The 12,732-nt window shown below is 58.4% G+C and carries 15 protein-coding genes; 8 read left to right on the top strand and 7 right to left on the bottom strand.

Annotated features, from left to right (window positions below; genetic code table 11):
• Positions 1-59 precede the first annotated feature (59 nt).
• The 4 genes from nadC (at position 60) to Q0778_RS09345 (ending at position 2,922) form a co-directional block, all read left to right on the top strand.
• Positions 60-926, top strand: coding sequence for a carboxylating nicotinate-nucleotide diphosphorylase (gene nadC, locus Q0778_RS09330; protein WP_298335647.1), 867 nt, complete (start codon positions 60-62; stop codon positions 924-926).
• Positions 923-1,366 (top strand): hypothetical protein, encoded by a 444-nt coding sequence (locus Q0778_RS09335; RefSeq protein WP_298306687.1) that lies wholly within the window; start codon positions 923-925, stop codon positions 1,364-1,366. The genes nadC and Q0778_RS09335 overlap by 4 nt, the downstream gene beginning before the upstream one ends.
• Positions 1,353-2,069 carry a ribonuclease T gene (locus Q0778_RS09340; protein WP_298306684.1) on the top strand — a complete coding sequence of 239 codons (717 nt, stop codon included), beginning with the start codon at positions 1,353-1,355 and terminating at the stop codon, positions 2,067-2,069. Before Q0778_RS09335 ends, Q0778_RS09340 begins: the two co-directional genes overlap by 14 nt.
• Positions 2,070-2,154: 85 nt before the next feature.
• The gene (locus tag Q0778_RS09345) at positions 2,155-2,922 is read left to right on the top strand and encodes an STAS/SEC14 domain-containing protein (RefSeq protein ID WP_298335649.1); all 768 of its coding nucleotides are present in this window, start codon (positions 2,155-2,157) and stop codon (positions 2,920-2,922) included.
• 38 nt (positions 2,923-2,960) lie between these two features.
• Here Q0778_RS09345 and Q0778_RS09350 read toward each other — a convergent pair whose 3' ends face one another.
• The gene (locus Q0778_RS09350) at positions 2,961-3,989 is read right to left on the bottom strand and encodes an SMP-30/gluconolactonase/LRE family protein (protein WP_298335651.1); all 1,029 of its coding nucleotides are present in this window, start codon (positions 3,987-3,989) and stop codon (positions 2,961-2,963) included.
• A 3-nt stretch (positions 3,990-3,992) separates the two neighbouring features.
• On the bottom strand, positions 3,993-4,448 hold the full coding sequence (locus tag Q0778_RS09355) for a nucleoside deaminase (protein ID WP_298335653.1): 456 nt from the start codon (positions 4,446-4,448) through the stop codon (positions 3,993-3,995).
• A 149-nt stretch (positions 4,449-4,597) separates the two neighbouring features.
• Between Q0778_RS09355 and rpmB the strand changes: the two genes are divergently transcribed.
• Entirely contained in the window at positions 4,598-4,885 is a 288-nt protein-coding gene (rpmB, locus tag Q0778_RS09360; protein ID WP_034960532.1) for a 50S ribosomal protein L28, read from the top strand.
• 139 nt (positions 4,886-5,024) lie between these two features.
• Here rpmB and Q0778_RS09365 read toward each other — a convergent pair whose 3' ends face one another.
• From Q0778_RS09365 to xseA, 4 genes are read right to left on the bottom strand one after another with little or no spacing between them, the layout of a single operon-like run.
• The gene (locus Q0778_RS09365) at positions 5,025-6,020 is read right to left on the bottom strand and encodes an esterase-like activity of phytase family protein (protein ID WP_298335655.1); all 996 of its coding nucleotides are present in this window, start codon (positions 6,018-6,020) and stop codon (positions 5,025-5,027) included.
• Between the two features lies 1 nt (position 6,021).
• On the bottom strand, positions 6,022-6,957 hold the full coding sequence (locus Q0778_RS09370; RefSeq protein ID WP_298335657.1) for a M23 family metallopeptidase: 936 nt from the start codon (positions 6,955-6,957) through the stop codon (positions 6,022-6,024).
• A 21-nt stretch (positions 6,958-6,978) separates the two neighbouring features.
• Positions 6,979-7,182, bottom strand: a complete 204-nt coding sequence (locus Q0778_RS09375; RefSeq protein ID WP_298306653.1) for a DUF2093 domain-containing protein — start codon at positions 7,180-7,182, stop codon at positions 6,979-6,981.
• Between the two features lie 23 nt (positions 7,183-7,205).
• Positions 7,206-8,708 (bottom strand): exodeoxyribonuclease VII large subunit, encoded by a 1,503-nt coding sequence (gene xseA / locus Q0778_RS09380; protein WP_298335659.1) that lies wholly within the window; start codon positions 8,706-8,708, stop codon positions 7,206-7,208.
• On the opposite strand from xseA, the gene purD reads away from it, so the two are divergent.
• From purD to Q0778_RS09395, 3 genes are all read left to right on the top strand, one after another.
• Positions 8,707-9,981, top strand: coding sequence for a phosphoribosylamine--glycine ligase (gene purD / locus Q0778_RS09385; protein WP_298335661.1), 1,275 nt, complete (start codon positions 8,707-8,709; stop codon positions 9,979-9,981). The two genes, xseA and purD, sit on opposite strands and share 2 nt — an antisense overlap.
• A 68-nt stretch (positions 9,982-10,049) precedes the next feature.
• Positions 10,050-11,075, top strand: a complete 1,026-nt coding sequence (gene rhuM, locus Q0778_RS09390; RefSeq protein WP_298335663.1) for a RhuM family protein — start codon at positions 10,050-10,052, stop codon at positions 11,073-11,075.
• Positions 11,076-11,152: 77 nt separating this feature from the next.
• A complete protein-coding gene (locus tag Q0778_RS09395) occupies positions 11,153-11,515 on the top strand; it encodes a hypothetical protein (protein WP_298335665.1) in 363 nt (120 codons plus the stop codon).
• A gap of 178 nt (positions 11,516-11,693) precedes the next feature.
• On the opposite strand, the gene Q0778_RS09400 is transcribed toward Q0778_RS09395, so the two are convergent.
• On the bottom strand, positions 11,694-12,707 hold the full coding sequence (locus Q0778_RS09400) for an adenosine kinase (protein ID WP_298335667.1): 1,014 nt from the start codon (positions 12,705-12,707) through the stop codon (positions 11,694-11,696).
• Positions 12,708-12,732: the final 25 nt, after the last annotated feature.

Genomic DNA, 12,732 nt, shown 5'->3' on the forward strand with positions numbered 1-12,732 from the left:
ACCCGCTGCGGGCGCCCACTTGGGCTTGCGGTCGCCGTGCGACCGTTTAGACACGCTACATGACCTTCACGCTTCCCGGCTTCGACCTCGATACATTTGTCCGCGAAACGCTTGCTGAAGACCTAGGCGTTGGCCTTCCCGGTGGTGGTAAGGACGTGACTTCTGAGAGCGTGATCCCGGCCGATGCCCGCTTTTCGGGCGTCATGGACTCGCGCGATGCAATCGTGGTGGCGGGGCTTCCGCTCGCTGAGGCGTTCTTCCGCCATTTGGATCCATCTTGCGTGATTGAGACGCTGGTAAGCGACGGCGATGCGGTGGCTGCGGACGCGGACCTTATGCGCCTCGAGGGCAATGCCCGCGCGCTTCTGACGGCAGAACGCAGCGCTTTGAACATTGTCCAGCACCTCTCTGGCATCGCCACGATGGCGGCAGAGTATGTCACGGCAATGCGGGCAGGCAGCGCAACCTGTACTCTTCTTGACACGCGCAAGACGCTTCCCGGCCTTCGCGTGCTGGAGAAATACGCAACCGTCCAAGGCGGGGCGCAGAACCACCGAATGGGGCTCTATGACGCCGCCATGATCAAGGACAACCACGTCGCGGTCGCGGGCTCGGTAGGAGAGGCGGTGCGGCGCGCGCGCGATGCAGGGGTGAGCCCGATCATTTGTGAGGTTGACCGGCTGGACCAGATCGAGCCCGCTTTGGAAGCGGGGGCAGATCACCTCCTCCTCGACAATATGCCACCAGAGGTTTTGAAGGAGGCAGTCGCAATGGTCGCAGGCCGCGCCAAGACCGAGGCGAGCGGCGGGATCAACCTCGACACCATCGCAGCCAAGGCTGCGAGCGGGGTGGATTATTGCTCGGTGGGCAGGCTCACCCAAAGCGCGCCGGCGGCAGATGTAGGACTGGACTTTAAGCCGTTGTGATTGAACAGCTGAAGGCGCGTCCTTGGTCCATTCACGCTTTCGCGATCCTACTGCTTACAGTTGGGTTGCACGCGCTCATTGGCGGCCTCACAAATCTTGATGAGTGGCTTTTGGTGTTCGAGGGCATCGTCCCGGAATTCCCATGGAGCCGCGATTGGACCATCGTTGCCCATTGCGCCCGCTTTTCTATCGTATGCATTCCCGTGGCGGTCGTGTGGATATGGGGGCGGCGTTTTGCCAGAACACTCGTCACATTTTTCACAGTGTTGACTTTGCTTGCCCTTATCCGGGCGCTGGCGGATGGCAACGCTCCGATTGATGCTGAAGGGATCGTCAAAACCGCACTTATTGCCCTTGCTTGTGCCTTGTTGTTCACCCCGTCGGCGAGCCGTTGGCTGGAACCTGCTAAGGAGGCAAATGATGCCGATGTTTTCGATTAAACACATCGCCCTTGGGGCTGCGGCACTGGCACTAACAACGCCTGCGACACTCCATGCTCAGGCTTACCAATGCCGCGCGCCGCAGGTGTCCTCGGTGCCGCAAATCTCGCCCGATCAGCGCCCGCGCGTCGTGCCTATCACCGGATACACCCTCGCGCTTAGCTGGTCCCCAGCCTTTTGCCGGACACGTCAGGACAGCCGCTCTCACCGGGTCCAATGTTCGGGCGACAATGGCCGCTTTGGCTTTGTCGTGCACGGTCTCTGGCCGCAAGGGTCGCGCACTTGGCCGCAGTGGTGTGGGAGCCCCAACCGCCTGACCCCGAGGGAGGTGCGCCAGAACATGTGCATGATGCCCTCTGCCCGTCTGATCGCACGCCAATGGGCAAAGCACGGATCTTGCATGGTCAAGAAGCCCGAGACCTACCTCGCCGTCACCAATGTCCTATGGGAGAGCCTTCGCATCCCCGACTACGACAGGATCAGCCGCGAAGAGGGGCTAACGGCGGGCCGCATTCGCCAAGCGTTCGCCGATGCCAATGGCCGCATGTGGCAGGCCAGCCATGTGGGCGTAAAACTCAACCGCGACGGTTGGCTCGAAGAACTGCGCCTTTGCTACAACAAGCGCTTCCGCCCCACGCGCTGCGATGATCGGCGTTACGGCGCGAGGGATAACGTACAAGCCAAAATCTGGCGCGGGCTCTAGGCTACGCATCCTCGGCCAAATTTGATCCTGGTCAATGATTGCAAGGCGACTCGCGGCGTAAAAGGGGAATTATGGAGGCCCCCTTATGATCAATATCGAAACCCTGTCGCCCAAAGCCCACCGCGTGACCGTGATGGGCCCGTTTCACTTTGACGATGCCGAAGCGCTCGTCGCCTTCGCCAAAGAGCGCCTCGCCAGCAGGGAACGCGGCAATCTGCTGATAGATGTCACGTCGCTTGCCGACTTTAGTTTCTCGGCGATAAGCGACCAGCTGATGCACATCCCCTCGATGCTGCAATTCGTCTATTCGCTCGACCGTATCGCGTTCATTTCAGACGAGGAATGGATGCGCAGCGCAGCGCGGCTCGAAAGCATGCTGCTGCCCGGTGTCACCTATCAGGTCTATGACGATGATGAGAAAGACGCAGCGCTCGCTTGGATACTCGAAGAAGAGGAGGCCCCGCACAAAGGCGCCTTCCGTGAGCTTGACGTTGGTAGAGCCGATGTGGCCGCGTTTGAGGTTGTCGGACGGCTTGACGGGCCCGAATCCGATCGCGGCATTGCTATGGTCGAGGAGCGGCTGAACGATCCGCAATGCTCGAAGCTGATGATGGTAATCCGCCACTGGCATGGCTTTGAAGCAGAACTGCTCTTCACCCCCAAACTGATGGCATCCAAACTGAGGCTGATCGACAAGATAGACCGTTACGCGGTTGTCGGCGGTCCGAGCTGGGTTGGCAGTGTCGCGCAGACCATCGGCATGCTGATCAAGCCAGAGATCAAGGCGTTCAAATTGGACGAGCAGGACGAAGCGCTTGAGTGGCTGAGTGAGGCTCTGGTAGAGGCTGTCTAAGCGCCCCTTTCCGCCACAGAAAAACCCGGCCAAGCTCTCTAAAGGGAACAGCGCATGATCTGCGGATCGTGAACGTTTCCCAAGAGCAAATTGCCTTCCCAAAATGCGCCCACGGATGAACCGTTGAACTCGCCATCGATCGACATAAAGACCGTTTCTTGGGCGTGTGTTGAGGGATTGATGCGAATGATCTGAGATGGTGAGGTAGCGTTCTCATTTTCCGCATGCGCCGCAAATGCCAAGAGGTTGGGATGCGTTGCAATGTAGAGGTCCCCATCCGACCCCACATCGATGTTATCGGCCGCGGTTCCAATCGAGAAACGCTGCCGCTTGCCTAACTTCCCAGTGGCAGGATCACGCTGAAAAGTATTCATTTTTTGCGCAAGAAGCTCTGCCACATAGAGTTCGGATCCGTCTTTTGAAATGTTCACCCCATTGGCGGAAACCAGCCCATCTACCGCGATGCTGGCCTGCCCATCTGCGAACTGCACAATATTCGTGACCGGCAGCCCAAGATACCGCTCCACCGTAAGTCCAATGCCATCCCGCGCGTTCTGAAAGTTGGACACGTAAAACGTATCAGGTTTGAAGGCGACGATGTCATTGGGTTCGATGAAAAGCTCCGACGTGATTGTTCTCAAGTGAGCGAGGCGATTTTCCTCGATCTTGAACACCTCGACCGTGTGCCCAGTGCTTGGATGGCTGATCACAAACAACAGCTGCTCTTCTTCCAAGAGGCTGATCCCATGCGGAACAAAATCCGATGGACCGTCCCTTTCCATCAGCCGTGGCTTTGCATCGGGGTCATTCAGGTCAAGGGTGTACATGCCATCCAAATGACCATCTGTACGCCCACGCCTTTGCGCGGCCGAAATATACGCAATGCCCGTCGAATGGTCGATCTGAATATCTTCGGGACCCGGCGCCGACTCAATAGCCCTGCACTGATCAACAGCTACCGTCGAAAAGTCACTCAGAACGCCCGTAGCTGGCACGACCATGTAGAGAAATCGGCCAAGTGGGACGAGGATGAGAAGCGCAATTGCAGAGAAGACAACAACTCGCATTCTTTACCGCCTCGCCTTGAAGAAATCGCGCAAGAGCTGCGCCGCGTCTGCCTCGCCCATGCCGGTATAGACCTCGGGCGCATGCATACATTGCTCTTGTTCAAAGACGCGGGCGCCATGTTCGACGCCGCCGCCTTTGGGATCGCTTGCGCCGTAATAGAGCCGCGCAATCCGAGCATGAGAAATCGCGCCTGCGCACATAACGCAGGGCTCCAAGGTCACATACATGTCGCAGCCCGTTAGCCGATCATCGCCCAAAGCTTGCGACGCCAGACGGATAGCGCGCATCTCTGCATGGCCGGTGGGATCAGGAGGGGAGCGGGTGGCATTGGCCGCGACCGCCACAACCTTGCCATCCTTGACGATCACCACCCCAACGGGCACTTCGCCTGCGTCGCTCGCCCTACGAGCGGCCTCAAGCGCGGTTTGCATTGCAGGAGGAAGCGGCCAAGTGTTCATTGTCCTGCACGCGCTAACCCTCACCGGCACACGAATCAATTGACGATTCGCATGAGGGCAGCTATGCGCCGCGCTTTCCGGGACACCCTTTGCATAAGGGCCGCCTTAAAGGCGCTGTTCCTGTCACTTGAAACGAGACGAGATTTATCATGTCGCGCATTTGCGAACTCACTGGCAAGGGCCGCCAGGTTGGCAACAACGTCAGCCACGCTAACAACAAAACCAAGCGCGTTTTTCTGCCGAACTTGCAGAACGTGACCCTGATGAGCGAAAAGCTTGAGCGCAGCTTCAAGTTCCGCGTGTCGACCAACGGCTTGCGATCGGTTGAGCACAATGGCGGGCTCGACAACTGGCTGCTCAAGACCAAGGATGAGAAGCTTTCTACTCGCGCACAAAAAGTGAAGCGTGAGCTTAAGAAAGCTGTGGCAGCAGCCTAAACTGGCTAGCGATTTTGCGAATGAGGCGTGGCGCAACGGCGCTCACGCCTTTTTTGCGTCTTTGTTGCCCTATCGCTTCGCTACTTGAGGGCACGCTTTTCGCCCTACCGCTTTGCTACTTGAGGGCGAGTCTACCGTCCTACCGCTTCACTGTGTCAGGGATCGCGCTCGGATCATACACCAACTTCACCAGCAAGGTGCGTTGCATCGCGGCGAGATTGTCGTCCGAAATCATCCACACGACCACCCTTCCGTCTTTCTGCTCGCTCACCGCAAGCCCCTCGTAATTCTCTGGCGGCAATACGCCTTCAAAGCGGAAGAGCACTTTGGGCGCGAGTGGCTTAACTGAGCCAACCTCAGGCACATCGACAATCGCCAGAAGCCCGGCAAAGGGCGGATAATTCCCCCAGTCCACATCGCGCATCACCGTCAGAACACGCCCATCGGGCAATTGCGCAAGATCGGTAACGGCAAAGCCCTCTGCGGCACTTTCGTATGGGATGATTTGAGGATCCCAAGCCTCAACCGGATCACTTTCCAGGATCAAGGCCTCATCGCGCCGCTCTGGGATGATCAGAAAGCGTCCGTCAGACAGCCGCTCCATCGCCTCAAGTCCACCATTGTCATACCAATCGACGTCATCGCGGATGATGCGCACGTCCTCAGGCTCGGTCTTGTAGGAATAGCGGTGGATCGCATGGGTGTTCTCAAATCCGACCCAATAGTCGCCCTCCGGACTTGAGTCGTGAGTGACCGATTCGATATCCCATAGGATCGGATAGAGCGAAGGGTCATTGAACGGCATGTCCGCGATCTGGCGCCGATCAGGTAACTCCTCCTCGCGGTCAGGTTCTACGAAAGTGAAGAGAAATCCTCGATCAGAAAAAGCGCGCAAGCGCCCAGCGCCGGCCGGCAGCAGGGCAGAGAAGCCACCAAAGCGTAGTGAAGGCCCGGCCGAATAGTGCCACACACTCTCGACACTCCAACCGGGTGCGCCTGTCTCACTACGCCCAGAAATCTGCTCCAGAGCAATGCTCTTAGGGTTTTCCGTCGAGATCGGCGTGCGCAGCCAGGTGCCGGGCGCACACATCGTTGCAACGACAAGCGCTGCGATGAGCCGGACCGGCCCACGCATCTTAGTTCATGGGCCCTGCGAGAAGGATCGGATCAAAGCGCGCGTCGTGCCATTTGAGACCCCAATGAAGGTGTGGCCCTGTTGAGCGTCCGGTAGAGCCGATATCGCCAATATGCTGACCCTGACGCACAGTATCGCCTTCATTCACATGGATGCGGTGGCAGTGCAGGAATGCGCTGTTGAGACCGTTGCCGTGGTCAATCATCAGAAGGCCGCCCTCAAGGCTAAAGCCCGTCCGTGCGAGGATCACCACCCCGTCAGCCGGAGCCACGAAAGGTGTTCCCGTGGGCTTTGCGATATCGATTCCCGAGTGATAGCTGCCTGGCTCACCGCGATAGATGCGCTGGCGGCCGAAGCGCCCAGAGATACGGCCCGATACCGGCCATATAAAGTCCTGTTTCCACCCTTGGGCGCCAGTCTTCTTGGCGCGAGCTGCGACAATGGCATTGTGCTCGGGCTCACGCTGGCGCCAATAGGCTTCGGGATCGCGAAGCTTGCGGCGGGCAACATTGACCCGTTCGATCTGCCAATCGCGCGAAGAAACCTTGAGTGTTTCGCCATGAAGCTGCCCGCTGTCGAGCCGCGCCGTGAGGCTTAGGCTGGCCGGGCTATCGCGATCGAACGCAGCGAAGAACGACCCGTCTTCGGCAATATCGAGCGCTTGATCGCCGATTGTCGCGCTCACTGTACTGTCGGGAACCAATCCCCGGATAAAACCGCCTTGCGTAAGTTCACCAGAGTAAGAAAAGCGGGTGTTTTGCCCGGTATATTGAGGGGCGGGAGCAGCCTCTTCCTCCGTCTTGGGCAAAGCCGCTGGCTCCGCAACGGCTTCTGCGACCAACTCGGGTGCGGTGGGAGTAGCAGCCTCAGTTCCGGTGCAACTCACCAGCGACAACAAACCCAGTCCTGCAATAAGGCCAATCGTACGGCTCATCATGCGCATGGCCTATTCTTTGGCCTATTCTTGGTCAAGCAGGCGTCGCGTCGCAATCTCAGGAGAAGCATAGGCCTCCTGATGTTCAGCGCTCCAATAGCGCAATTCTTCGAGCGGTATCACCTCGCCCGAAACCGCGCAGATAACATGGTGCCCCGGTCGAAGAACGCGGAAGCCGGAGGGGCCATAGTGGAGTTTGGCGGTCTTATCGCCCGATGACATCAACATGAAAGCTCCCATAGCATGGACCGCTAACCGAACAAATCATCTTGCGCCGGATTGGGCGCAGTTGGACGGGTTTTGCGCTTGGGAGGTGCGGGTGGCGGCGCTTTGGGCTGGGCTTTGGCTTGGGCAGGCGGAGGGGCATCACCAACGCCCACCGAAAGCTCTCCATCCTTGAACTCAAGGTTGAGGGCCGGCTTTGAAGCGGCCTCTTCGAAGGTAGTCACAACCCTTCGGTCGCCATCCCGCACCATGGCATATCCACGCTCAAGCGGCTTTTTCGGGTGAAGCTGCTCTGCCAATCTTGCAAGCGCATCGAGGCGGTTTTGCCCTTGCGCAATCGGGCGCGTCACAAGCTCAGGCGAAAGCTTAGCCCGGACCAACCGATCTTTGCGGGTATCAAGCGCTTGGTGAAGGAGGCGCGGGCTTAGCCTTGCCGCCGTCCCAGCGAGTTTTTCGCGGCCCTGTCCGGCACGGTCACGTAGGCCCCGGCGCAGGCGCTCTGACAGGTCGTCCAGCTTCTGCGCCTGTGGTTGAAGCAGCGCCTCGATCTTCGGCATCCGGCGCACGCGCGCGTCCAATCGTTCGCGGCCAAGCTCCAATGGGCGGTGCACTGCGCGGCGTTGGCGGGCGGCGAAATCGGCAACCGTCGCATCAAGATCCACTCGCACAGGGACCGCCATTTCAGCCGCAGCTGTGGGCGTTGGCGCACGCTGGTCTGCGGCATAGTCAGCAAGTGTCGTATCAGTTTCGTGGCCTACCGCCGAGATAACCGAAATGGTACATTCTGCGATTGCGCGAACCACAACCTCTTCGTTGAAGCTCCACAAATCCTCTATCGAACCGCCCCCGCGCGCCACAATAACCACATCAGGCCGCGCTATGGCTCCACCTGGAGCGATCTCGGAAAACCCCCTGATAGCGCCCGCTACTTGCTCGGCTGCACCCTGCCCTTGCACCAGCACCGGCCAGACGAGCACATGGCTGGGGAAGCGGTCAGCCAGGCGATGCAGAATATCGCGGATCACCGATCCCGTGGGCGAAGTCACCACGCCAATTGTGCGCGGAAGGAACGGCAGTCGCCGCTTGCGTTCCCTCGCGAACAGCCCTTCTGCCTCAAGCCTCGCGCGGGTTTTCTCAAGAAGCGCCAACAAAGCGCCCTCGCCCGCAATCTCCAGGCTGTCCATCACGATCTGATATTTAGAGCGCCCGGGGTATGTGGTCAGCTTACCGGTTGCGATCACCTCAAGCCCGTCTTCAGGGACAAAGGCCAGCCGCCCGGTGTTCCCGCGCCACATGACTCCGTCGAGCACCGCCTTATCGTCTTTCAGCGCACAATACATATGGCCAGAGGCCGCGCGTTTGACCCCCGATAGCTCACCGCGCAGCCGAACATAACCAAAGCGATCCTCCACGGTGCGCTTCAAGCTTTGGGAAATCTCACTGATCGTCAGCGGTTCGGCGTTGTCGCCGTCTCTGCTGCGCGCTAGCAGGCCAGAACTGTCAGAAGGTAAAGAGGGGCTGCGAGCCATGAATATCCTGCTAATCGGGTCGGGTGGCCGCGAACATGCGCTAGCCTGGAAGCTCGCGCAATCCCCCTCTCTTACCAAGCTTTACGCCGCCCCCGGAAATCCTGGGATCGCCGAGGAAGCGGAATGCGTGACGCTGGATGTCAGCAATCACGGCGCGGTGGTGGAATTCTGCCAGGCCAAGAAGATCGGCCTTGTGGTGATCGGCCCGGAAGCCCCTCTGGTTGATGGCCTTGCTGATAGTCTCTCTGCCGCAAGCATCCCCGCTTTCGGACCCAGCGCGAAAGCCGCGCAATTGGAAGGCTCCAAGGGCTTCACCAAAGACCTTTGCGCGCGCGCTAATATCCCCACCGGTGGATATGTCCGCGCGCATTCATTGGCGGAGGCGACTGCAGCGCTCGCCAAATTCACTGCGCCTTACGTGCTTAAAGCAGACGGTCTGGCGGCAGGTAAGGGCGTGGTGATCGCTCCCGATAAAGACGAGGCCAAAGCAGCACTTGCCGATATGTTCGACGGAGCGTTCGGAGAGGCGGGGGCGCAGGTCGTGATCGAAGAGTTTCTCGAGGGCGAAGAGGCCAGCTTCTTTGCGATCACCGACGGTGTGAGCGTGCTGCCCTTTGGCACAGCGCAAGACCACAAGCAGGTTGGCGAAGGGGACGTTGGCCCCAACACCGGCGGCATGGGCGCATATTCACCCGCGCCTGTCCTGACAGGGGAATTGCAGACCCGCGTGATCAAAGAGATCATCCAGCCGACCGTCGACACGATGCGCGCTGAAGGAATGCCCTATTCCGGCGTCCTTTACGCTGGCCTTATGCTGACCGCGACCGGGCCCCAGTTGATCGAATACAACTGCCGCTTTGGCGATCCTGAATGCCAAGTGCTCATGACGCGGTTCGAGGGCGACTTGGCAGCGGTGATGCTCGCCTGTGCCAAGGGTGAGCTTGCCGGGGTGGAAGCAGGTTTCGACGCAAAAACCGCGCTCACCGTGGTGATGTGCGCAAAAGGCTACCCCGGAACACCCGAAAAAGGTGGAGCGATTGATCTGGGCGCGTCGGAAGAGGACGGCGCAAAGGTCTTCCACGCAGGAACGAAGCTGGTGGATGGCCAGCTGGTCGCGAACGGCGGCCGCGTGCTCAACGTAACAGCCAGCGGTGGAAACGTGACCGAGGCGAAAGCGGCAGCCTACGAAGCGGTGGCGAAAGTAGACTTTGCCAGCGGCTTTTGCCGCAGCGATATCGGCTGGAAAGAAGTCGCGCGGGAGGGTCGTGCATAAAGAACGCCTTGGGCCTTCTTTCGAGTCAGTAAAAGAGCTACTGTTCTTTTTTTGTTCGCGAGAGAATCATGACTGATCAAGAACCCGTCCACCTCCAAGAAGATGAAGACACTGGCGACCGTTTCTTGGTGTATTCAGACGGAACCGGGACTCACGTTGAAGTGAGCTACGCAGGTGAGCAGTTATGGATGACACAAGCTCAGATTTCAGAGCTTTTTGGTAGAGACATCTCGACAATATCACGCCATATCAACAACATATTGGACGAAGGCGAACTTGATCCGACTTCTTTGCAGAAAATGCAAAGAAGTCATGGGCGCCCTGCGGTTCTCTACAGTCTAGATATGGTGATTGCCGTAGGTTACCGGGTTTCAACCAAGCAGGGAACTCTCTTCCGCAAATGGGCCACTGACAAGCTCGTCCAGTTTGCGGTTAAAGGCTTTGTGATCGATGCTCCAAGGCTCAAGAATCCTGAGAATCGCGATAGGGTAGCCGAACTTCGCGAAATCATTCGAGATATTCGGTCAGATGAAGCCAACCTTTATCGTGAACTCCGAGCAATTTGCGCTATGTGCCAAGATTATGATGGCAGTTCAGAGGCTTCGCGCAAATTCTATCAAGAGACCCAGGCCAAGCTAGTTTACGCCGTAACCAGCCAAACGCCTGCTGAGGTAATCTCTTCGCGTGCAAGTATCGCATCGGAGAACATGGGGCTGCAAACTTGGCCGAACGAGAATATTCGAAAGAAAGATGTGGCGGTATCAAAAAACTACCTCGCTGAATCTGAAATCAAAGAACTGAACAGACTGACGACGATCCTCTTGGATATCTTTGAAGACCAATTGGATCTTGGGCGCCTGACGATGATGAGCAAAGCTCAGGCTGTGCTCGACAAGCAACTCCGTGATCTAGGAAGGGTTGTTCTGCAAGGCGGCGGCCGAGTCAAAACATCTGAGGCACGGCGCGCTGCTGAAAGGGTTTACCAATCCTACAAGGCGAAGCAGAAGCTCAAACGTCATGAGGAAGCTGACAAAGCGATCTCCGAAGTCAAAGGCGTTCAGAAATCCTTGCCACGCGCTAGTAAAAAGCGTTGAGCTTGCGACGCTTATACCCATCCCCAAACTTGATCTGGATCAAAGACCCTTTGTTCTGCTGCGCTCATACATCAACCATGACCCATCGCCTCATCATTCTCGCCAATGCAAGTCTGGCTCTGGCCGCTTGTCAGTCCGCTTACCCAGCTGAGCCTCAGGTGGGAGCAGCCTCGTCTGCGCCTGCACCCGCGTTTATCGAGGCGGCGTGCGGGGGGTGTCATGCGGTGGAGCCGCCGTTTCTCTCACCCAACCCGCGTGCTCCCGATTTTGAGGCGATTGCCAATCGGCGAGGTGTGACCGCGTCGACGATCAAGGCATGGCTAAGAAACGCGCACAATTATCCCGAGATCATGGATTTCGACCTGACGAGGGAGCATGTGGACGAGGTTTCGGACTACATGATCACGCTCAGGCGCAGGGACTATGTGCCGGTGGAGTGAGGCCTTGTCACAGAATTTTCCTACATGCTTCCAGCGCGCTAATGTGAAGCATGGTCCTGAAACACTCCACTATCCGGGTCGCGCTCTTCATCGGTAAAACCGATCAAAATCCACTCTATTAATCGAAAGGATTTAAACGCTTAGACAGTGTCTCAAGTGTCTCAAACCGGCGCGGCACTTACAAACTCTTTTCCATTAGCGCTTTCATATCCGCCTCGGGGCGAGGGCCATAGTGGCTGATCACTTCGGCAGCTGCGATGGCGCCGCGTTTGAGGCAAGTCTCGAGCTTCTCGCCCCGCGCAAAGCCAGCGAGGAATCCTGCAGCGAACTGATCACCGGCGCCGGTCGTGTCGACCACTTTGGCAACCGGAGCTGCGGCGACAACGGCGCGTTCACCGTATGCACTGGCCACCGCGCCCTTGGCGCTGCGGGTTGCGACGAGAACAGGGACATTGGGAGCAATCATGTCGAAGCCGGTTTCGAAGTCTTCCTCGCCGGTCAGTGTCGCAAGCTCACTCTCATTGACGAAGAGGATGTCAATCAACCCTTCCTCGATCATGGCGCGGAAGTCATCGCCGTGACGGTCGATGACAAAGCTCTCGCTGGCCGTGAACGCGACCTTGCGGCCCGCGGCACGGGCGACGCCCATAGCGCGGCGCATGGCATTGCGGGGTTCTTCGGGGTCCCACAGATAGCCTTCGAGGTAGAGGATCGCCGCGCTCGCAATGAGGTCCTCGTCCAATGCGGAGGCAGGAAGGAACTGGCTCGACCCAAGGTCGGTGTTCATCGTACGCTCGCCGTCGGGCGTAACAAAGATGAGGCAGCGACCAGTTGGCGGATTCTCAGACGTGCCATCAGTGGGACGCGGCGCGGTGTCGAAGTCAATGCCGGTGGCCCGCATATCGTGGGCAAAGACCTTGCCGAACTGGTCCTCGGCAACCTGGCCAACGAAGGCACACTGGATGTCAAGCGCCGCAAGGCCAGCAAGCGTGTTTGCCGCCGATCCGCCCGACTTCTCGGTCGCCGGGCCCATTGCGTCATAAAGGCGATCAGCGCCCGCTGCGTCGACGAGGGTCATGCCGCCGCGGTTGAGCTCAAGCTCATTGATATCGTCTTCGCTGCAAGAGGCGATGATATCAACGATGGCGTTACCGATGGCGATCACGTCATAGCGTGTAGGTGTGTCTGACACGAGGAAAGGTCCTTGGATGGGAAGT

The organism is uncultured Erythrobacter sp. (assembly GCF_947502395.1).
Classification (GTDB): Bacteria; Pseudomonadota; Alphaproteobacteria; order Sphingomonadales; family Sphingomonadaceae; genus Erythrobacter.

What these genes read in the sequence shown, in the direction of transcription:
- nadC (WP_298335647.1), top strand. Translation starts at nt 60, where the DNA reads ATGACCTTCACGCTTCCCGGCTTCGACCTCGATACATTTGTCCGCGAA.
- Q0778_RS09340 (WP_298306684.1), top strand. Translation starts at nt 1,353, where the DNA reads ATGTTTTCGATTAAACACATCGCCCTTGGGGCTGCGGCACTGGCACTA.
- Q0778_RS09345 (WP_298335649.1), top strand. Translation starts at nt 2,155, where the DNA reads ATGATCAATATCGAAACCCTGTCGCCCAAAGCCCACCGCGTGACCGTG.
- Q0778_RS09350 (WP_298335651.1), bottom strand. Translation starts at nt 3,989, where the DNA reads ATGCGAGTTGTTGTCTTCTCTGCAATTGCGCTTCTCATCCTCGTCCCA.
- Q0778_RS09355 (WP_298335653.1), bottom strand. Translation starts at nt 4,448, where the DNA reads ATGAACACTTGGCCGCTTCCTCCTGCAATGCAAACCGCGCTTGAGGCC.
- rpmB (WP_034960532.1), top strand. Translation starts at nt 4,598, where the DNA reads ATGTCGCGCATTTGCGAACTCACTGGCAAGGGCCGCCAGGTTGGCAAC.
- Q0778_RS09365 (WP_298335655.1), bottom strand. Translation starts at nt 6,020, where the DNA reads ATGCGTGGGCCGGTCCGGCTCATCGCAGCGCTTGTCGTTGCAACGATG.
- Q0778_RS09370 (WP_298335657.1), bottom strand. Translation starts at nt 6,957, where the DNA reads ATGATGAGCCGTACGATTGGCCTTATTGCAGGACTGGGTTTGTTGTCG.
- Q0778_RS09375 (WP_298306653.1), bottom strand. Translation starts at nt 7,182, where the DNA reads ATGTTGATGTCATCGGGCGATAAGACCGCCAAACTCCACTATGGCCCC.
- purD (WP_298335661.1), top strand. Translation starts at nt 8,707, where the DNA reads ATGAATATCCTGCTAATCGGGTCGGGTGGCCGCGAACATGCGCTAGCC.
- xseA (WP_298335659.1), bottom strand. Translation starts at nt 8,708, where the DNA reads ATGGCTCGCAGCCCCTCTTTACCTTCTGACAGTTCTGGCCTGCTAGCG.
- rhuM (WP_298335663.1), top strand. Translation starts at nt 10,050, where the DNA reads ATGACTGATCAAGAACCCGTCCACCTCCAAGAAGATGAAGACACTGGC.
- Q0778_RS09395 (WP_298335665.1), top strand. Translation starts at nt 11,153, where the DNA reads ATGACCCATCGCCTCATCATTCTCGCCAATGCAAGTCTGGCTCTGGCC.